The sequence below is a fragment of the Exiguobacterium sp. E4787 genome (assembly GCF_018618375.1).
Lineage (GTDB): Bacteria > Bacillota > Bacilli > Exiguobacteriales > Exiguobacteriaceae > Exiguobacterium > Exiguobacterium chiriqhucha.
Map to the genome: position 1 here is coordinate 50,710 of NZ_JACSLY010000003.1, position 19,827 is coordinate 70,536.

Genomic DNA, 19,827 nt, shown 5'->3' on the forward strand with positions numbered 1-19,827 from the left:
CGCGAGAAAGAGGCACAGCCAAAATGGTTGTTCCTCTCATCTGTCAGACATTCGTCTGGTGGATGTAGCACCGTGCCTAGTGGTCGGTTGCTGCGGCGTCATCGGGCCAATTCCCTCTGCCAACTCGCGATAAGAGTGGTTTATTCGATTCGGTGAACTTATGTGATGAATATTACGGACTTGACGTCACAATTGTCAACGTCATTTTCTCCGTGCACCTCCGTCTTTTTTTGTGCATATATGGAAACAACTCCCCAAAATATTTTTTTTGGAAAAAAAGGAATTGACGACGTGACGATTCTGTGCAAAAATTCAATTAAATTTCACAACTTCAAATCACATTCTTATCAAGAGCAGACGGAGGGACGAGCCCGATGATGTCGCAGCAACCGACCAGAGATGGCACGGTGCTAATTCTTGCAGCGAAAGCTGAGAGATAAGAGTTCATTTTTTATGATGACCTCTTGCCTCGGCATGGGGTCATTTTTTGTTTGCCTGGAAGGAGGAACCATATGAGTATCACTGCCACATATGAAATCAAACGAACGGACGCGGTCGCGACCGTCGCCGACAAAATCGCCCTCGAGCTGACCGTCGGTACTTGGACGGAGCTGCCTCACTTAGAGCAAGAGCAGTTACAGGCGTACCGGGGTGAGGTCGTGTCGACCACACATACGGATACGACGAGCCGCTTCACGATCCGCTACCCGTTACATAATGTCAGCCCTGACTTTTCATCCATCTTGACGACGACGTTCGGGAAACTGTCCCTCGACGATTCAATCCGGTTAATCGATTTGACGTTGCCCGAGACGCTCGCGCCTCATTTCAAAGGCGCCAAGTTCGGCGTCGAAGGGATTCGCGATTTGCTCGGTGTCCATGATCGCCCGCTCGTCATGAGCATCTTCAAAGGTGTCATCGGCCGTGACCTCGCGTTTCTCGAGCAGCAACTCCGCGATCAGTTTGCCGGAGGCATCGATATCGTCAAAGACGACGAAATTTTATACGACAACCCGCTCACCCCATCGCTCGAACGGGCCCGCATCGGAGCGGCCGTCATTCAAGCGCACTTTGAGGCGACCGGGAAGCGTGTCCTCTATGCCATCACGTTGAGCGGTCCTGTGTTCGCTCTGCGCGACCAGGCACTCCGGCTGATTGAGGCCGGTGCGACGGCGCTTCTATTCAACGTCTATACGTACGGTCTTGACGCACTGCGCGAACTTGCGAACGACCCAGACATCCGTGTGCCGATTTTGGCTCACCCGGCCTTTGCCGGCGCCTTGACCGGGTCCATCAGTCATTCGCTCTTACTCGGTAAACTCCCACGCCTCGCCGGGGCCGATTTGACGCTCTTCCCGTCTCCGTACGGTTCGCTCGCGACACCACGGGACAAGGCGTTCGCGATTCGTGACTTGAGCGCCGAACCGCATTGGTCGAAACCAATTTTACCGGTCCCGTCAGCTGGGATTCATCCGGGGCTTGTCGCCGATATCATTCGTGATTTCGGGACAGATGTCGTCATCAACGCCGGCGGTGGCATTCATGGTCACCCGGACGGTGCAGCCGCCGGGGCCCGTGCTTTCCGCCAAGCCATCGCTCACGTCCTCGGTCACACCGAAGGACAGACGGACGAACTCGATACCGCGTTAAAGGCGTGGGCGTCGCGATGACGATCCATATCCTGTGCGACTTCGACGGGACGATCACGGTGGAAGACAATATCATCGCCTTGATGAAAGCGTTCGCCCCGCCGGCTTGGGTCGAGTTGAAAGATGCGGTCCTCGAACAACGGATTTCAATCCGCTCCGGCGTCGGTCAACTGTTTCAACTATTGCCGAGCGCGGCTGCCCCGGCTTACCGTGATTATTTGTTGGAGCGGATCACGCTCCGCCAAGGGTTCCCGGCATTTTTAGAACAAGTTCGGGCCCACGGCTGGAAGTTTGACGTCGTCAGCGGCGGGATGGACTTTTTCGTCCATCCAATTTTAGCAGGCCACGTCGACCCCGAGCATATCTACTGCAACGTCGCCGACTTCTCTGCTGAGACGGTAACCGTCACGTGGTCGCACGCTTGCGACGAACAGTGCACGAACGATTGCGGCTGTTGCAAGCCGACGCTCGCTCGCCGCATCGTCAATCCCGCCGACCGCTTAATCGTCATCGGCGACTCGGTGACCGACTTCGAGGTCGCGAAGCGTGCCGACTTCGTCTACGCCCGAGGTCAACTCATCACGCTCTGCGAAGACGCAGGCATCCGTTACGCCCCGTTCGAGACGTTTGACGACATCACCCATCACTTGAAGGAGGTGGCCGTATGAGCCTTACGGCACGTTGGCTTGAACTGGCCGAGATTAAAGACGAACTCGCCGCCCGCGACTGGTTCCCCGGAACGAGTGGGAATTTGGCGATTCGCGTCTCTGACGACCCGCTCGAATTTCTCGTCACGGCGAGTGGACGCGATAAACGGAAACGAACGCCAGACGACTTTGTTCATGTCGATGCGGGCGGACGCTTAATCGGCGAACAGACAGGAAAACCATCCGCCGAGACGCTGCTACATGTCGAAGTGTTCAATCGGACGGATGCGACGTGTTCGCTCCATGTCCATACGGTCGACAATAATGTCATCTCCGAGCTCCATGCCGCCACCGGCGAAGTCGTCTTCACCGGTCAAGAAATCATCAAAGCGCTCGGCTTCTGGGACGAGGATGCGGTCGTCCGCGTACCGATTATCGAGAACCATGCGGACATTCCGACTCTTGCGGCCGCTTTCGCCCCTCACATTCACGCAAACGCCGGTGCCGTCCTCATTCGCAATCACGGCATCACCGTCTGGGGCGAGACCCCGGCCGCGGCCAAACGCTATTTAGAGGCTTACGAGTTCTTGTTCAGCTATACATTAAAACTACGCGCCCTAGGCGTCCATTCATAAGGAGGAACCAACCATGGCAACTGTCTATTTCCAACAAACCGAAGAGCGTTACGTCGATCAAACTGAAGTGAGCGCCTTTTTAGAGTCTCGCGGGATTTTATATGAGCAGTGGGACATCACAAAGCTCCCGGAAAACCTGCAAGAGAACTATCAGTTGACGGACGAGGACAAACAAGCGATCTTGTCGACGTTCCGTGACGAGATTCGTGATGTATCGGAGCGCCGCGGCTATGAGACGGCAGACGTCATCTCATTGTCAGACGCGACGCCGAACTTGGACGAATTGCTCGTCAACTTCCAAAAGGAGCACCATCATACGGATGACGAGGTCCGCTTCATCGTCAGCGGCCATGGCATCTTCGCCATCGATGACGCCGAGCGTGGCTACTTCAACATCGAGCTCAACCCCGGCGACCTCATCTCGGTGCCGGTGAACACGCGCCACTACTTCACGCTCCAAGACGACCGCAAAGTCGTCGCCGTCCGCATCTTCGTGACGACAGAGGGCTGGGTGCCGATTTACGAGAAACAAGACGTGACCGCATGAAAAATGGTCTCTCGCTCAAAGGCGAGAGACCATTTTTTTAATGTTTGGCAGCGGCTGTCGGTTTTGAAGAGAACCAACCCCATACCGCGATACCGACCATGACCGACCAGAAGAACACGGTCCACGCCGTCGAGTGGACGAAGCCGTCCGGAAGACCCATGAACGCGAACGGTGTACCGGCAATCAATTCCTTGAAGCCAGGGTGTTCAAGGACGAGCACCGTCAACTTCACACCGACCCAGCCGACGATGATGAAGGCGGCTGTCTCAAGTGTCGGACGTTGATGCAACAGCTTGACGAAAATTCGAGCAGCGAAACGCATCAAGATGACCCCGATGAGTCCACCTGTCAAGACGACGAAGAACTGACCAGAGTCGATCCCACCGATTTCACCGAGACCGAGCGGCGGCAAGCTGACCGCGAGCGCGACCGCTGCGAGAATCGAATCGACCGCGAAGGCGATATCAGCAAACTCGACTTTCGCAACCGTCAACCAGAACTCTTTCTTCGTGACCGGCTTCTCTGTGACAGCCGTCTCTTCTTTCGCCTCAGCAGCGAGATCTTGTTTCGGCTCCGTTTTACGAGCCTTATAGGTCATATACAGATGTCGTGCGCTCATTCCGATCAAGTAAAGCGCACCGAGCGCCTGGACTTGCCAGACGTTGATCAAGAATGAGATCAAGAACAAGGCGATGAAGCGGAAAACGAACGCTCCAAGTAATCCGTAAAATAGTGCCTTCTTCTGTTCTGTCCGCGGCAAGTGCTTGACCATGACCGCCAAGACGAGCGCGTTGTCTGCAGAAAGTAGCCCCTCGAGACCGACGAGTACGACGATGATCCAGGCGTACTGCAGAATTAACTGCCAATCCATTAAAAACATCCCCTTTTTTGTTGTGTTCCTTCATATTTAACAGTGATCTATTTTTTAAGTTCACAGGAACATTTTATTCCCGATTCATATCGAAATCAATCTTCTTTTCTTCAATTGCTGAAGTTTTTTTATTCACGAGCACGTTCAAAGCATGTTCAGAGAGCAAAATGGTACCCGGTTGATGTACATTTCGTGATAAAATCCTAACAAGAACGAGTGGCAGTCATTTGCCCTCTCAAAAAAGGAGAATCCGATTATGTCTACAAGCCATGTCGCTTTACCTACTAAAGCAGAACGACATAAATTATTCGGTTCGGTCCCGCCCATCAAAGGCACGAAGCCGACTGAAAAAGAACAAATGGTCGATCTACAAAATACACCTAAAAACTTCTTGTTCGCGCTCGACAGCGTCGGCATCTCAAACGTCAAACACCCTGTCAACATTGAGACGCCAGACGGCATCCAAGCGACGGTCGCCACGTTCGAGTTGACGACTTCGCTCGTCCAAGACCGTAAAGGCATCAACATGTCACGTCTCACTGAACAGCTCGACGCGTACCACACACAAGGTTGGACGTTATCGAACCGCTCGCTCATCGAGTTCGCACAAGAACTCGCCGAGCGTATGGAACAGACGGAAGGCCAATTGACGGTCCGTTACCCATGGTTCTTCAGCCGGAAAGCACCAGCCACAGGTCTCAGCGGTCTCATGAACGCGGACGTCATGCACAACGTGACGTACAACCTCGAGACAGGCATGGCTAGCGTGACAGTCGGTCTCGTCATCAACGTGACGACACTTTGCCCATGCTCGAAAGAAATCAGCGAGTACAGCGCCCACAACCAACGTGGTTACATTACAATCGAAGCCGGTCTCGACGAAGCATCACTTGACGGCTTTGACTGGCGTCTCGCACTTCTTGAGGCAGCCGAGTCGAACGCATCGGCTCCGCTTCATCCTGTCCTCAAACGTCCGGATGAAAAACGTGCGACGGAAATCGCGTATGAAAACCCACGTTTCGTGGAAGATATGGTCCGCTTGATCGCAGCTGATTTGTACGAAATGAAACAAGTCGTCAATTTCTTCGTCGAATGCCGCAACGAAGAGTCGATTCACCAACACGATGCGATCGCTTCAATCACTTTCGATAAGCGCGACAACTAAAAAACGAGTGAAGCCTTTGCGGGCCTCACTCGTTTTTCTATAGACTTTGGACGAGCCGAATCGTCAACAACATGACGATGACGATGAGCCAGACGGCCCAGACGAGCCGCCATTTATCGCTATCGACTCGTTTGACGAACGTATAGACGGTCAAATAGAGCGCGATCAACAGCGGAATGACGACCCATGGATTGTCGAGCATCACGCCTCGATGTCGCCGTCCCATGCGAGCATGCCACCTTCGACGTTGACGACCTTATAGCCTTCCGACTCCAAATAATCACCCGCCGTCTGACTGCGGACTCCTCCACGACAGATCACGTAATAGACGTTGTCTTTTGCGAGCTTGTCCGCCACCTCTGGGAATTCAGACAGCGGATAGAGCGGCACGTGCGGGATGTGGCCCGCATCGTACTCGTCTTGTTCGCGCACGTCGATAATATGGAGCGATTCGCCGTTCTCGAGCTTTTCGCGTAATTCAGTTGCATGGATGCTTTGCATGCTGGTTCCCCCTTAAATGTGTTGTCCCCTACTAGTTTACCTCAGTTTTCGTTCAGAGAAACTCCAATTGATTGTCGTGCTTTATCACAATCCCAGCTTTCTCTCTCTCATTCCTCAAATCCTTTACAATGTGACCACAAAAAAAGCATCCTCCGCTCAGGAAGGATGCTCGCGACTTACGCTTCGTTGCGCTCGTCGATGGCTTGTGCCGCTGTGATGAGCGTCAATTTGTAGACGTCCTCTTCGTTACAGCCGCGCGACAAGTCGTTGACCGGTTTATTGAGACCTTGAAGGATCGGTCCGATCGCTTCGAATCCACCGAAACGTTGAACCATCTTGTAGCCGATGTTTCCGGCTTCTAGGCTTGGGAAGACGAACACGTTCGCATTTCCGGCTACTTCAGAGCCTGGTGCTTTCTTCGCCGCTACGCTCGGAACGAACGCCGCATCGAATTGAAGTTCGCCGTCGATCGGAAGGTTCGGTGCCTTCTCTTTGGCGAGACGTGTCGCTTCGATGACTTTTTCTGTCTCTGGCGACTTCGCTGAGCCTTTTGTCGAGAAGCTGAGAAGCGCGACTTGCGGCTCGATGCCGAACGTCTTCGCTGTCAACGCTGACAAGTAGGCGTTCTCGGCGAGGTCAGCCGCATCCGGTGCGATGTTGATCGCGCAGTCCGAGAAGACGTACTGCTCGTCGTCGCGTACCATGATGAAGACGCCTGACGTCTTTTTGATGCCTGTTTGCATCTTGATGATTTGAAGGGCCGGACGAACCGTGTCGGCCGTCGCATGCATCGCGCCTGAGACGAGACCTTCTGCTTTTCCTGTGTGGACGAGCATCGTTCCGAAGTAGTTCACATCTGACGTCAACAACTCACGTGCTTGTTCCGGTGTCGCTTTGCCTTTGCGGCGCTCGACGAACGACTCGACGAGTGTGTCGATGTCTTCGTATGTCGCTGGGTCATACTGCGTCAAGTTTGAGATATCAAAGCCGTGTTTTGCTGCGACCGCATCGATTTCAGCTTTTGGTCCGACAACGATTGGTTCGACCATACCGTCCTGTTTCAAACGAACGGCTGCGCCGAGGACGCGCTCATCGATCCCTTCCGCTAAGACGATGGTCGGGCGAATCGGGCTGACTTTTTGTTTCAACGTGTCAAATAGTTTCATAGTGAATGAACTCCTTTTCGATTAGAAGAAATCGGATTTTTTCTCTCTCGGACGCTCTCGTCCATATGCGAGTTTTATTATACACAGTACGTTTTTTAAAATAAACTATTCTGCCCACTTCGTCATAAATCGCTTGAAATCAATCATTATATGAATAGAACAGTTTACCATTTCCGACTGATACAGCCCATCGTGAAGCCGTTTTCACTAAGCACACACGTTATGTTTATACCCGGTGTTGACATGTGACTATCCTCACGACGGCGTCAAATTTGCCAGGCGGTCAATCGTGTATGGTAAAATAGTCAGCGAAGCCTAGTCTCGAAAGGAGTTTTTTTATGTCAGAACGTCCAGCACCAACACCGACAACCGAAACGCAACACGCAGCCGCCACGTTAGACGGTTGGTATACGCTCCATGATTTCCGATCAATCGATTGGACTCGCTTGAAGGCGGTCGATCCAACTACCCGTCAAGAGATGATTGACGAATTCGTCGCTTTCCTCGGCTCACTCGAAGATGTCGAGACGCGCGGCGAAGGAAGTCATGCTTTCTATTCCATCCTTGGCCAGAAAGCGGACGTCGTCTTGATGGTCCTTCGTCCGACGTTCAAAGAGCTCGAGCAAGTCGAGCTCGCTCTTCGGAAGACGAGATTGTACGATTATATGATTCCAAGTTATTCGTATGTGTCGGTGATCGAACTCGGCATGTACCGTGGTTCGGGCGACGGTGACCCGTACGAGAACCCACACATCCGGGCCCGCCTCTATCCGACACTCCCGAAAGCGGCCCACATTTGCTTCTATCCGATGAGCAAGGCTCGTCGCGATGGGGACAACTGGTATACGCTATCGATGGATGAGCGCAAAGACCTCATGTATCGCCACAGCATGATCGGCCGCAGCTATGCCGGCAAGATTCAACAATTCATCGGCGGCTCGACCGGTTTCGACGGTTGGGAATGGGGCGTCACGCTCTTCGCGGAGGACTCGCTCCAATTCAAAAAGATCGTCTATGAGATGCGCTTCGATGAAGTCAGCGCCAAATACGGCGAGTTCGGCGACTTTTATGTCGGGAACATTCTTCCAAAAGAAGAACTTGGCACATTCCTCGGTTAATCGAGGTTTATGCGCATCTCGCCTCGGGAATGATTGTGTTAGAAGCAACAATACAATGATCAATGAGGTGAACAACGATGCGCGTGTTCAAGGAATCAGATCGAGACACGGCGAAACGTTTAGATTCGTTCATCGAACGAATGGCACCGACGGCAGAACTAGTCCAACTTCGATTTGAACAGCAATTACAACATACACAGCGAAAGGGTCAGGCAAAATCCTGACCCTTTCTTCTGTCTTTATTTCGTCGTGACCGCCAAGGCGTCCCCAAGGAACGTCGCGAGCTCGAGCATACCGTACTGCCCTGCTTTCACTTCGGCGTCTGAGTTATAGTTCGTGTTCGTGTTGACGTCATACACGTATACGTTCCCGTCCGCATCTTCGATGATTTCAATCCCGGCGACCGCAATCTCATTGTTTCGAAGGAACGTTTCCAACTGTTTGATAATCGGGTCATGGAAACCTTCGACGATTTCAAACTTCGCCGGTGGCGTCTCGCCGACCGGGCAAAACTGGTCTTCAATCGAGCAGGCATCGGCCGGGCAGAGCTCGAAGCCGTCTGACGTGTCGACACGCACCGCGTAAACGAATGTACCGCCGATGAACTCACAGCGTGTGATGTACGGTTTCGGCGCCTCGATATATTGTTGGATGAGCGTAATCCCGTCAATCGATTCCTCGAACGTCGGACCCTCGACGTAAGCCTTCAACGCATCAATCGAATGGAACAGTTGGACACCGAGTCCTTTGCCGGCGCGGTTATGTTTGGTGATGAACGGTGTCATACCGAGCTTCTCGGCCGCCTCGATGATTTGCGTCTTCCCGACGGCTGCCACCGTCTTCGGTACATGAATCCCTTCTCGTTGAAGCGCCGTATACTGATTGACTTTGCTCACTTCGAGCCGAATCGCCCGTGTCCCGTTGAAGACCGTTCGTCCGTTCGCTTCGAGCCAAGCAAGCACCCCTTCCGTCAATTCCGGCGCGTAGCGGTGACCGCGTGTATGCGACGACGCACTCATCCGGTTATAAAACACACCTTCCGGCGGCTCTGCCATGAGATCAATCGTCCCTTGATCAAGATGCCACAACTCATACGGCAGTGATAATTCCTCGAGTCGCTTCACGAGGTGATCGGTCCATTCGTTGTTTTCATGAAGCACGTGAATTTTAGCCATGTGAATCCCCCTTTTTGATGCCCCTACTGTACCACATTCATATCCGATTATTCCAATGTGCATAATTTATGATGCTTTATTCCTTAATTCATAACGGTTTCATGGTATAATGAACTTAATAATACAGCGAAAAGTAATTAATTTCTAAAAGGAAGTGATGTGTTTGAATGGTTCGATTTTAAGTACAGATGTCTTAATTTTGTTGTTCGGGTTACTCCTCGTCGCCGGTGTGTTGGCCACACGCGTATCGACGCGGTTCGGTTTGCCTGCCTTGATTTTGTTCATGGGTATCGGCATGCTCATGGGCAGCGATGTGACTGGTCTCATCTTCTTTGATAACTCCAATCTTGCTCAAATGATTGGGGTCGCGGCCCTCGTCGTCATCTTGTTCGAAGGTGGCTTACAGACGAAATGGTCGTCCATCCGGAGCGTACTCGCCCCGTCTGCTTCACTCGCCACAATCGGCGTCTTATTGACGACCGCTCTCGTCGCCGTGGCCGTTCGTTTCGTATTCGGCTTCGATTGGGTAGAATCTTTCCTATTTGGTGCCATTATTGGCTCCACTGATGCGGCCGCTGTCTTCGCGGCCTTCAAAGGAAAGAACATCTCACCGAAAGTTGGCTCGACACTCGAAGCCGAGTCCGGCACGAATGACCCGATGGCGATGTTCTTAACGATTCTCGCCCTTGACTTTATGTTAAAACCCGACACGACGATTTGGGACGGTGTTTGGATGTTCATCCTACAAATCATCGTCGGTGCGTTCGTCGGTTATTTCCTCGGAAACTTGTCCCGACTCATGTTGAACCACTTGCGACTCGAGTCGAGCGGTCTGCATGCCGTCCTCATGATCTCAATGGCCTTTATGACATACGGTGTCGCCGCCTATTTTGCCGGCAGCGGACTACTTGCCGTCTATCTCGCCGCGATAATTGTCGGGAATGCGCACACAGCCCACGAAGTAACCATCGTTCAATTCTCAGAGGCACTCGCTTGGATTATGCAAATCATCATGTTCGTCATCCTTGGACTGCTCGTCTTCCCAAGACAGTTGCTCGACCCGGAGCTCATCTGGAAAGGATTGTTGATTTCATTCATCCTCATGTTCATCGCCCGTCCGATCGCCGTCTATTTATCAACGATCAACATGCAGTTCACCAATAAAGAGAAACTGTTCATCTCGTGGGCCGGACTGAAAGGTGCCGTACCGATCGTCCTCGCTACGTTCCCACTCATCGCAGGCATCGACAACGCCCAATTGATTTTCAACGCCGTCTTCTTCGTCGTCGTGACGAGTGCCTTGATTCAAGGAACGACATTGACACCGCTCGCGGCGAAACTCGATTTGCTCGGACCGGATAAAATCCGCTCACCATACACAATCGCACTCGTCTCGAGCAAGCAATCGCAACATCAGCTCGTCCCTTACGTGGCGACCGAAGAATCATCAATGATTGGCAAAACGCTCGCCGATATCACCTTGCCACCGAACACGGTCGTGAATGCAATCGTCCGTCAAGACTATCTCATCCCGCCGACGGGCCAGACGAAAATCGAGCCAGGCGACTTGTTATACGTCCTCGCCTCGACGTATCGCCACGACCAACTCGACCGCAAGTTCGGGGAAGACGGGTTAGAACGCGTCGAATTGTGACCCTCTTTTCTTCATCGAACTGTCACGTCAATTACGTTTATCCTTAGCTAAAAACGGAGAGAGTAAAAGTGACAACACTTCTACTCTGTCCGTTTTTTGAAGGGGGAATTTGTATGTTCGATTTGACGCCATTCCGGAAGAACGAGCTCGATCGATTGCGCAAAGATTTGTTCGGCGACGTCTTTGATCGGATGAATCAACTGTTCGATCCGAAAGACGGCGCGACGTCGTTCCTCGACTCGTTCAAACTCGACGTCCGGGACCAGGACGGCCAATACGTCATCGAGGCCGAGATGCCAGGCATCAAAAAAGATAACATTCACATCCGCTACGACAAAGACTATCTTATCCTCTCGGTCGACCAACGTGAAGAGAAAGCAGAAGACAAAGACTACGTCTATCGGGAACGCCGCGTCACATCGATGCAACGTTCACTCTATCTACCGAACGTGAAAGAAGATGCCATCAAAGCGAAACTGTCAGACGGCGTGCTCCACTTGACCGTACCGAAAGCCGATGACGGCTCGAGCACCCGCACCATCGAAATCGAAGAATAAATAAGGGTCGTGCCTCGGCACGACCCTTATTTTTTTGCGTTGACCGTCCGCGCCGATGCAATCAACGTGGCCACGTCCTGTTCACGTCCCGCATGGAGCGCCTCGACGATGAAACTACCGACGACGACCCCGTCACAGGCTGACCCGAGCGTCCGGACCTGATCAGTGCGATGGACACCAAAACCGGCGAGCACCGGTACGGGCGAACGTGCCGTCAACGAACGCAAGTGCTCGAGTAACTCATCAGGGAATACGTCTGTCTTCCCGGTCGTCCCTTTGAGCGTCACCGCATAGACGAATCCTTCCGCCTGATCCAGAATCGTGTCGATGCGGGTCTGACTGCTCGTCAACGTGACGAGCGGTACGACCGCGACTCCGTGACGATCGATGCCAGCGAACAAATCGAGGCTCTCTTCAAACGGCAAATCGGGAATGATGACGCCGCTGACCCCAGACGCTGCCGCCCGCTCGAAGAAACGCTCGACCCCGAATCGGAACACCGGATTCAAGTACGTCATCAAGACGATTGGCACCGAAAAACGACCCGTTCCTTCTATTAAACGGTTCAACACGTCCGTCAACGTCACACCTTGTTCGAGGGCGCGCATTCCAGCAGCCTCGATGATGGGACCGTCTGCCACCGGATCCGAGAATGGAATCCCGAGTTCGATGGCCGTCGCTCCCATCGCTTCTAGCCGTTCAATCGTCGGAATCAAGTGATCGAGTCCGCCGTCCCCGGCCATGATGTACGGGACGAACGCCGTCCCTTCACTCCGCTGTCGAATCGCTTCATCTAATCTCATCATTGAGTCACCCTTTCTCGAATCGTATGAACATCCTTATCCCCGCGACCAGATAGACAGATGACGAGCACGTCGTCCTCGTCCATCGTTTGGGCGAGCGTTTCCGCATATGCGAGCGCATGCGATGACTCAAGTGCCGGAATAATCCCTTCTTGGCGGCTGAGCGACATGCAGGCTGCGAGTGCGTCCTCGTCCGTGACCGCCGCGTAGCGGACCCGTTCGATATCTTTCAAGAAGCTGTGTTCTGGTCCGACACCCGGATAATCGAGTCCGGCCGAAATCGAGTGGGCTTCCTGGATTTGCCCGGCTGCGTTCTGGAGCACATACATGAGCGACCCGTGAAGCACCCCGACCTCGCCCTTAGTGAGCGTTGCCGCATGCTTGTCCGTGTCGACACCGCTCCCTGCTGCCTCGACACCGTATAAGGCGACTGTTTCGTCATTCAAGAACGGATAGAACATGCCCATCGCATTGCTACCGCCGCCGACGCAGGCGACAACCGCGTCAGGGAGACGCCCTGTCTTCTCAAGCACTTGACGACGTGTCTCTGTCCCGATGACGCTTTGGAAATCGCGGACCATCGTCGGGAACGGGTGCGGTCCGAGCACCGACCCCATCACGTAATGTGTGTCATCGACATGTTTGACCCAGTAACGGAGCGCCTCGTTGACGGCATCTTTTAACGTTCGACTCCCCGACTTAACGGGAACGACTTTCGCACCGAGTAACTCCATTCGAAATACGTTCAACTCTTGACGTTCGACGTCGACCTCACCCATGAAAATCGTACATTCGAGATTGAGCAGCGCACATACCGTCGCCGTAGCGACTCCGTGCTGTCCGGCGCCTGTTTCGGCGACGACCTTTTGTTTGCCCATTCGTTTGGCGAGGAGCGCCTGGCCGATTGTGTTGTTGATTTTATGGGCACCGGTATGGTTCAAATCTTCTCGTTTTAAATAGACATTCGTCCCGAGGCGGCGGCTCATGTTCTCCGCATAATAGAGTGGCGTTTCTCGACCGACGTATTCGCTGAGGAGATCATTGAAGCGTTCCTGGAATTCAGGGTCTTGTTTCGCTTCCTCGTAAGCCACTTCGAGCTCTTCGACTGCTTGCATGAGCGTCTCAGGGATATATTTTCCGCCATATGGTCCAAACTTTCCGTTCACTGGTTGTGTATACATGATGCTTCCTCCTTGGCGCGTCGGATGAACGCGCGAATCTTATCGTGATCTTTCTGTCCGTTCGTCTCCACACCGCTCGAGACATCGACACCGTCCGGTCGCATGGCGCGAATCGCCGCACCGACATTGTCGACGTTCAATCCACCGGCGAGCCAAAACGTCTGTTCCGGCCGTTCGAGCGTCGCCCAATCAAGCGTCTGCCCACTGCCCGGTATCGGTGCGTCGAGAAGAATGACGTCGGCCTCCGACTCGTGATCCGCTTCGATAATCGGGAGACCGAACTGACGGAACGTTTCAAGCGGCCGTGTCCGGCGGTGCAATTGGATATCGGTCAACCCGCAAGCGACGGCAGCTTCGACCTCTTTGGCTGTTGGATCGAGAAACACGCCGACCACTCGGACATCTTCCGGTATGAACCCCCGAAGCCGCTGAGCCGTCGCGATGTCGATTTGGCGCGGGCTATCCGCAAAGACGAACCCGATGGCGTCCGCTCCGGCCTCGACAGCGACAGTCACGCTAGCCTCAGTTTTCAGTCCACATATTTTAACGAACATATCTTCAACTCCTCGATTAAGGCTGTCGGGTCGTCTTGCCGCATGAGCGCTTCTCCGACGAGAATCGCTCGGGCCCCGGCTGTCTGTAAACGTCGGGCCGCCTCGCCTGTGCTGACACCACTCTCGCTGACGAAAGCGACATCGGGATACTTCGTCATCAAGTCGACCGACGTATCGAGCGAGACCTCGAACGTCTTCAAGTTTCGATTGTTGATGCCAATCAACACATCGCCCAGTTCGAGCGCCGTCCGGAGCTCGGCCTCATCATGAACTTCGACAAGCACGTCGAGGCCGATGGAACGCGCATACTGTTTTAACGTATGAAGCCGGCTCGGATGGAGCGCCGCAACAATCAATAGTGCCGCACTCGCCCCGGCCGCTTTGGCCCGGTCAAGCTGTCGTTCGTCGATGATGAAGTCTTTACAGAGGACCGGGATCTCGACAGCGGCCGCGACATCACGCAAGTCGTTGAACGAACCGTTGAAGTAGGTCGTATCCGTCAAAACGGAAATCATTGTCGCCCCTGCCTGTTCATACGTGCGGGCCCGGCTCACGACGTCCACTTCTTCGCGAATCACCCCTTTTGATGGGGAGGACCGCTTAATCTCGGCGATGACATGAAAGCCGTCCTTCATTAAAAGCGGTAATGAGATGGCTGTCGTCCGCGTCACCTCGATGTCTTCCATTTGATTGACCTCTTCGATTTTCGTTCCGATGATTTTCGTCAAGTAGCTCATGCGCCGACCTCCGTTCGTTGTAGTTGTTTGAGCACGCGTATGGCGTGTCCTTCATCAATGCTTGCCGTTGCCACCGCGACGCCTTCGCGAAGCGTCTGGACCGTCCCATATGTGCAGAGGGCGAGCCCGGCATTCAATAGGACGACGTCTCGCGCCGGTCCCTGCTCTCCGCTCAAGACGGCCAGGAGCGTCGCCGCATTCTCAGCTGGTGTCCCGCCTTGCAAGGCCGACAGCGGAGCGCGCATCAATCCGACGTCGCGCGGGTCGACGGTGTAGCGGGCCACTTTGTCGCCGTTAAAGAACAAGACGTCATTTCTCCCAGCAAGACTCGCTTCATCCAGCCCGCCTGCCCCATGGACGACCATGCCGCGCTCGACGCCGAGGTGGCGCATCGCCGTCGCCATCTTCTCGATGAGCGATGGATGGTACACGCCGATCAATTGCCGCTTCGGCTTGAGCGGGTTCGTCAACGGGCCGATTTGATTAAAGATAGTCGCCGTTGCAAGTCGTTTCCGGACCGGCATGACATGTTTCATGACCGGATGGATGTGTTGGGCGAACAAGAAACTTAAGTTCGTCCGCTCGAGGTCGGCGAGCATCGCCTCATGACTTTGGACGATGGGGATATTTAATGACTCGAGGACGTCGGCACTGCCTGACCGGCTCGACACGCTGCGATTCCCATGTTTGGCGACTGGGATGTTTAGCCCCGCTAAGACGAACGCGACCGTCGAGCTGATGTTGAACGTGTTCGCCCCGTCCCCGCCCGTGCCACAGACGTCGAGCACAGGAAGCGCCGTCTCGGGGAACGTTGCCGCCTCACGAATATAGTCAGCGAGTCCGGCCATCTCCTCAGCCGTCTCACCGCGCGCTTTCATGGCGAGTAACACCTCGGCGATTTGCGCTTCATCGGCTTGGAACAGCTCGGCCGCCGCCAGTTTCATTTCGTTCGTCGTCAATGGGTTCGTCAATAGTCGTGTTAACATGTCCGTTCCTCCTCAAGCATTTTGTGTATAAAAAAACTCCATACGACGTCTGTCGTATGGAGGACGGTTTGGACCGCGGTGCCACCTCTCGTTGGATCGATTGATCCCACTTTCCGATGCTATCACATCGTATCCCGATAACGGAGGAAACCGTCATGACCTACTTGGTTCAGCCATGCTCTCATGAGCCCATTCACGTGACGGCCTCGGCCGGGATCCCACCACCCCCGGCTCTCTGAACGAGACTTGTTCACGCTACTCTTCTCAATCACTGATTTATGATGTGTTGAAACGAAAAAGGGTTACCCGCCCGACTCATAGCTTGCGCTATGAGAAGGACGAGTAACCCCGTGGTGCCACCTTCGTTGGTTCCGTAGAACCCACTTCACGGACAAACATCCGCTTTCCCATGGTAACGGTGGGTGACCCGCTAAAGCCTACTAGAAGTTTCGGTTTAGAGCTCGGAAGTCCATTCGCGACGTCCCGCATACTGATTCGCACCAACCATCAGCTCTCTGTCATGCGGGGACCGTCGTTACTTCTCTTCGTCGACGCCTTTATTCGTTTCAATTAAGTTAACTCGTACTATACAGGGCGGATTACCTCCTGTCAAACAAAAGCGTGTAAAAAAACTTTGCTTCTATAGGTGCGGCCGAATCGATGCCGTCTTTTACGATTTCGCGAGTTGACACTTGTTTTTTTTGTCTGCTATAGTCGTCCCCAACAACACTTCACTCAACTAAAGGAGAATTAACTTTGGAAACTAGCAAATTAAAACGTGAACTGTCCACGCGGCAGTTGACGATGATTTCGCTCGGTAGCGCCATCGGGACGGGGCTCTTCCTCGGAAGCGGTCTCGCCATCCAAACGGCAGGACCGAGCGTGCTCGTCAGTTACGCCATCGGGGCGTTCATCGTACTGTTACTGATGGGTTGTCTCGCTGAGATGACCGTCGCCCATCCGACCTCTGGCTCATTCGGCACAATCGCCGAGCGCTATGTCCATCCGCTCGCCGGCTTTTTGGTCCGCTACTCGTACTGGGTCGCCAACGTCCTCGCCATCGGCGTCGAAGTGAGCGCGATCGCCATCTATATGCGGTACTGGTTCCCTGATGTGAACGGATTTGTCTGGGTCGCCGTGTTCGGCGGATTGCTCATCTACGTCAACGCCCGGCACGTCCATACTTTTGGGACAACTGAATACTGGTTGTCGTTCATCAAAGTGACGGCCATCATTCTGTTTATCGTCCTCGGTGCCGCCACGCTGTTCGGTCAACCCGGTTCACCAATCGAATCGATCACGACCGGCGATGAAGGTTTCTTCGCCTTCGGGTTTTACGGGATGTGGGTGACGATTTTCATCTCACTCTTCAGTTTCCTCGGGACCGAGCTCGTCGCCGTCACGGCCGGCGAAGCGAAAGACCCGGACCGCGCCGTACCGAAAGCGTTGCGCGCGACTGTGTTCCGTCTGACGTTCTTTTATCTCATCACGATTGGCATCATGCTCATGCTCATCCCGTGGCAACAGGCCGGCATCGATCAAAGTCCGTTCGTTCTCGTCATGCAACAATTCGACGTGCCTGGCGCAGCCGGCATTTTGAACTTTGTCATCTTGATCGCCGCCTTGTCGGCGATGAATGCACAGCTCTACGCTTCAACGCGAATGATGTATTCCCTCGCCGAGGCCTGTGATGCTCCGCGCATCTTTAAAAAAGTCAGCGCTAGCGGGATTCCAATGCCCGCCTTGCTCGTCTCAACAGGCGGGATCATTCTCGCAGCACTACTTCAAGTGTTCATGGAAACATCGTATCCATTCTTGATGGGCATCTCGATGTTCGGAGCCATCTTCACATGGTTCATGGTATTCGTCTCCCACTTGTTTTTCCGTAAGAAATGGACAGGGCGCAAATTACCGGTCCGCATGATCGGTTACCCGTTCTTGCCGTTACTCGGTGCCGGATTGTTGCTCAGCCTAATGATCACAACATGGTTCACCGACTTCAATATCCTGCTCAAGTTCGGGATTCCATGGTTGGTCGGATTGACCGTCATCTATCTCGTCCGTGAGCGTTTCCGCAAAGCAAAGGATCAATCAGACGACATCGAGCAAGCCAACTGAAACAAGCGCCTGTCCGCAAAGGATAGGCGCTTGTTTTTGGTTTTGCTGGGACACAAAACGAGGACCTATCACGATTGACGGGTCCTCGTTGAACATCAGAAGAACTGACGTGGGTTGACTGTGCTTCCCGCGCTCGTTCCTGAATATGAATAGCTGCCTTGGTGAATCTCGAAGTGAAGGTGCGGGCCTGAAGAGTTACCCGTGTTACCGAGTCCACCGATGTTCGAACCTTGTGTCACACGTTGACCGGCACTCACTGAGACCGAGTTCAAGTGCGCATAGACCGTCGTCCAGACTTGACCGTTGATGACGTGGGCGATCATGACGTGATTCCCGTATGCGCCACCCCAGCCTGCACGGATGACCGTTCCCGTTGCCGAGGCACGGATTGGTGTCCCGACAGGTCCAGCGATATCGACGCCGTTATGGAACGTGTAGCCGAATTGACCGCTTGCCGGTCCCCAGCCTTGTGAGAAACGTCCTGTTGTCGGTTGAATGAACATTGCGCCTGAAGGTGCCGGTGCCGAAGTTGTCGGTGCCGTCGGTGCTGGTTTAGGCGCCGGTGCTGGTGCTGGTTTTGGTGCTGGCGCAGCCGGTTTTGGTGCTGGTGTGCTATTTTGTGCCGTCTGGTTTGAAGTTGAAGACGACTGGGTATTATTGTTATTGTTCTGCTGTTTTTGAGCTGCTGCTCGTTCTGCCTCGGCTTTAGCCGCTGCCGCTCTTGCTTCTTCTGCTTGACGGGCCGCTGCAGCTGCTTGCGCCGCTTCTGCTTGACGAGCTTCTTCAGCTTTACGGGCCGCTTCTTGACGAGCTGCCTCTTCAGCACGACGACGCGCTTCTTCTTCCTCACGACGTTGCGCTTCAATCTCAGCCGCAATCGCTTCTTCTTGCGCGATTAGCGTTGCTTCGATTTCTTGTAGGTCGAAGATTTGCGATTCGAATTCGATATTTTTGTCCTTGAGCTCTTTGATGCGAGCTTCACGCTGTTTCATCGTCTTCTCGAGTTGAGCTTGACCCACTTCTAGCGCTTTTTGTTGCTTCAAGAGCGACGTACGCTCTTCTTTAAGTGACGCTTGCGCTTCTTTTAACGATTGACGCGTCGCTTCGTAATCTTCAAACAATTCTTGGTCGCTTCGTTGAATCGTTCCGGCCGTGATCATCCGTGTGATCAAGTCCGAGAAGTTTTTCGAACCGAAGATGAACTCCGCCCAGTTGATTGAGCCGCCGCCATTCGTTTGCATCGTGGCCATGCGCTCTTTCATCATCGCTTCTTGAGCCTTCATTTTCTTCTCATAGCTTTTAATATCTTTCTCGAGATCTTCAATTTTCAACTCGGTGCGCTTGATTTCTTGGCGTTTCGCTGCGACATCGTTGATGATGTCTTGAAGTTGAGCATCCATCTTGTTGACTTCAGCTTGAACTTTCGAGATTTCGTTTTTATTTTGATTAATTTTCGAAGATGTATTCGATTGGTTCTGTTTGACGTTATTCCGTTGCTCTTGCACTTTCTTCTGCTGTTCTTGTTTCTCCTTGATTGACGTCGAGGCATCAGCCACCGAGTGCGTCCCAAGAAGAAGCGCGCTAAGCGTGAGTGTCGAGACGGTGCGTTTCCAATTGATCAATGGGGACATCCTTTCTATTGACGGGGTCGGGGTTCACATACTATTTAAAGGTCAGTCGTTTTTCTATGTAACAAAAACGATTAATTTTTTAGTTTCAACACGACTAATTATATCGAAGTGTCGAATGTTTTCCTGTTAAAG

At 53.4% G+C, this 19,827-nt stretch carries 20 protein-coding genes, 2 riboswitches and 2 other annotated features; of the genes, 9 read left to right on the forward strand and 11 right to left on the reverse strand.

Annotated features, from left to right (window positions below; genetic code table 11):
• Positions 1-33 precede the first annotated feature (33 nt).
• Positions 34-136: riboswitch (SAM riboswitch) on the reverse strand.
• 205 nt (positions 137-341) lie between these two features.
• Positions 342-443: riboswitch (SAM riboswitch) on the forward strand.
• Between the two features lie 69 nt (positions 444-512).
• The 4 genes from KNP80_RS05135 to KNP80_RS05150 are packed head-to-tail and all read left to right on the forward strand — an operon-like array spanning position 513 to position 3,478.
• Positions 513-1,670: a 2,3-diketo-5-methylthiopentyl-1-phosphate enolase gene (locus KNP80_RS05135; protein WP_214833992.1), complete on the forward strand. Its 1,158-nt coding sequence runs from the start codon at positions 513-515 to the stop codon at positions 1,668-1,670.
• On the forward strand, positions 1,667-2,317 hold the full coding sequence (locus tag KNP80_RS05140) for a 2-hydroxy-3-keto-5-methylthiopentenyl-1-phosphate phosphatase (protein ID WP_214834204.1): 651 nt from the start codon (positions 1,667-1,669) through the stop codon (positions 2,315-2,317). The genes KNP80_RS05135 and KNP80_RS05140 overlap by 4 nt, the downstream gene beginning before the upstream one ends.
• Positions 2,314-2,931 (forward strand): methylthioribulose 1-phosphate dehydratase, encoded by a 618-nt coding sequence (locus KNP80_RS05145; protein ID WP_128123584.1) that lies wholly within the window; start codon positions 2,314-2,316, stop codon positions 2,929-2,931. The genes KNP80_RS05140 and KNP80_RS05145 overlap by 4 nt, the downstream gene beginning before the upstream one ends.
• Before the next feature lie 13 nt (positions 2,932-2,944).
• The gene (locus tag KNP80_RS05150) at positions 2,945-3,478 is read left to right on the forward strand and encodes a 1,2-dihydroxy-3-keto-5-methylthiopentene dioxygenase (RefSeq protein WP_021066014.1); all 534 of its coding nucleotides are present in this window, start codon (positions 2,945-2,947) and stop codon (positions 3,476-3,478) included.
• A 37-nt stretch (positions 3,479-3,515) separates the two neighbouring features.
• On the opposite strand, the gene KNP80_RS05155 is transcribed toward KNP80_RS05150, so the two are convergent.
• A complete protein-coding gene (locus KNP80_RS05155) occupies positions 3,516-4,349 on the reverse strand; it encodes a TerC family protein (RefSeq protein WP_138858690.1) in 834 nt (277 codons plus the stop codon).
• A gap of 256 nt (positions 4,350-4,605) precedes the next feature.
• Here KNP80_RS05155 and folE2 point away from each other — a divergent pair, with 256 nt between their 5' ends.
• Positions 4,606-5,514 (forward strand): GTP cyclohydrolase FolE2, encoded by a 909-nt coding sequence (gene folE2 / locus KNP80_RS05160; protein ID WP_214754495.1) that lies wholly within the window; start codon positions 4,606-4,608, stop codon positions 5,512-5,514.
• 37 nt (positions 5,515-5,551) lie between these two features.
• Here the strand turns inward: folE2 and KNP80_RS05165 are convergent, their stop codons facing one another.
• From KNP80_RS05165 to pta, 3 genes are all read right to left on the reverse strand, one after another.
• Positions 5,552-5,740: a hypothetical protein gene (locus KNP80_RS05165; RefSeq protein ID WP_214719395.1), complete on the reverse strand. Its 189-nt coding sequence runs from the start codon at positions 5,738-5,740 to the stop codon at positions 5,552-5,554.
• Positions 5,716-6,015, reverse strand: a complete 300-nt coding sequence (locus KNP80_RS05170; protein WP_214754491.1) for a rhodanese-like domain-containing protein — start codon at positions 6,013-6,015, stop codon at positions 5,716-5,718. The genes KNP80_RS05165 and KNP80_RS05170 overlap by 25 nt, the downstream gene beginning before the upstream one ends.
• 176 nt (positions 6,016-6,191) lie before the next feature.
• Positions 6,192-7,181, reverse strand: coding sequence for a phosphate acetyltransferase (gene pta, locus KNP80_RS05175; RefSeq protein WP_214719160.1), 990 nt, complete (start codon positions 7,179-7,181; stop codon positions 6,192-6,194).
• 338 nt (positions 7,182-7,519) lie between these two features.
• Here pta and hemQ point away from each other — a divergent pair, with 338 nt between their 5' ends.
• Positions 7,520-8,299: a hydrogen peroxide-dependent heme synthase gene (gene hemQ / locus KNP80_RS05180; RefSeq protein WP_214833495.1), complete on the forward strand. Its 780-nt coding sequence runs from the start codon at positions 7,520-7,522 to the stop codon at positions 8,297-8,299.
• A gap of 239 nt (positions 8,300-8,538) precedes the next feature.
• Here the strand turns inward: hemQ and KNP80_RS05185 are convergent, their stop codons facing one another.
• Positions 8,539-9,474 (reverse strand): ATP-grasp domain-containing protein, encoded by a 936-nt coding sequence (locus KNP80_RS05185; protein ID WP_214833996.1) that lies wholly within the window; start codon positions 9,472-9,474, stop codon positions 8,539-8,541.
• A gap of 157 nt (positions 9,475-9,631) precedes the next feature.
• Between KNP80_RS05185 and KNP80_RS05190 the strand changes: the two genes are divergently transcribed.
• Both KNP80_RS05190 and KNP80_RS05195 read left to right on the forward strand, forming a co-directional pair.
• Complete coding sequence (locus KNP80_RS05190; RefSeq protein ID WP_214719154.1) at positions 9,632-11,128, forward strand: potassium/proton antiporter; 1,497 nt, start codon at positions 9,632-9,634, stop codon at positions 11,126-11,128.
• Positions 11,129-11,241: 113 nt separating this feature from the next.
• Positions 11,242-11,685 (forward strand): Hsp20/alpha crystallin family protein, encoded by a 444-nt coding sequence (locus KNP80_RS05195; RefSeq protein WP_214719152.1) that lies wholly within the window; start codon positions 11,242-11,244, stop codon positions 11,683-11,685.
• A 26-nt stretch (positions 11,686-11,711) separates the two neighbouring features.
• Here KNP80_RS05195 and trpA read toward each other — a convergent pair whose 3' ends face one another.
• Genes trpA through trpD form a run of 5 tightly spaced genes read right to left on the reverse strand, consistent with a single transcriptional unit; the run spans position 11,712 to position 15,946 of the window.
• The gene (gene trpA / locus KNP80_RS05200; RefSeq protein WP_214719150.1) at positions 11,712-12,488 is read right to left on the reverse strand and encodes a tryptophan synthase subunit alpha; all 777 of its coding nucleotides are present in this window, start codon (positions 12,486-12,488) and stop codon (positions 11,712-11,714) included.
• A complete protein-coding gene (gene trpB / locus KNP80_RS05205; RefSeq protein WP_214719149.1) occupies positions 12,488-13,669 on the reverse strand; it encodes a tryptophan synthase subunit beta in 1,182 nt (393 codons plus the stop codon). The genes trpA and trpB overlap by 1 nt, the downstream gene beginning before the upstream one ends.
• The gene (locus KNP80_RS05210; protein WP_214833999.1) at positions 13,651-14,223 is read right to left on the reverse strand and encodes a phosphoribosylanthranilate isomerase; all 573 of its coding nucleotides are present in this window, start codon (positions 14,221-14,223) and stop codon (positions 13,651-13,653) included. The genes trpB and KNP80_RS05210 overlap by 19 nt, the downstream gene beginning before the upstream one ends.
• Positions 14,199-14,960: an indole-3-glycerol phosphate synthase TrpC gene (gene trpC / locus KNP80_RS05215; RefSeq protein ID WP_214834002.1), complete on the reverse strand. Its 762-nt coding sequence runs from the start codon at positions 14,958-14,960 to the stop codon at positions 14,199-14,201. Before trpC ends, KNP80_RS05210 begins: the two co-directional genes overlap by 25 nt.
• Complete coding sequence (gene trpD / locus KNP80_RS05220) at positions 14,957-15,946, reverse strand: anthranilate phosphoribosyltransferase (RefSeq protein WP_214834005.1); 990 nt, start codon at positions 15,944-15,946, stop codon at positions 14,957-14,959. Before trpD ends, trpC begins: the two co-directional genes overlap by 4 nt.
• A gap of 56 nt (positions 15,947-16,002) precedes the next feature.
• Positions 16,003-16,227: a binding site (T-box leader), on the reverse strand.
• A gap of 50 nt (positions 16,228-16,277) precedes the next feature.
• Positions 16,278-16,507 (reverse strand) — a binding site (T-box leader).
• Positions 16,508-16,702: 195 nt separating this feature from the next.
• On the opposite strand from trpD, the gene KNP80_RS05225 reads away from it, so the two are divergent.
• The gene (locus KNP80_RS05225) at positions 16,703-18,064 is read left to right on the forward strand and encodes an amino acid permease (protein ID WP_214834008.1); all 1,362 of its coding nucleotides are present in this window, start codon (positions 16,703-16,705) and stop codon (positions 18,062-18,064) included.
• 95 nt (positions 18,065-18,159) lie between these two features.
• On the opposite strand, the gene KNP80_RS05230 is transcribed toward KNP80_RS05225, so the two are convergent.
• Complete coding sequence (locus tag KNP80_RS05230) at positions 18,160-19,695, reverse strand: murein hydrolase activator EnvC family protein (protein WP_214834011.1); 1,536 nt, start codon at positions 19,693-19,695, stop codon at positions 18,160-18,162.
• Between the last annotated feature and the right edge of the window lie 132 nt (positions 19,696-19,827).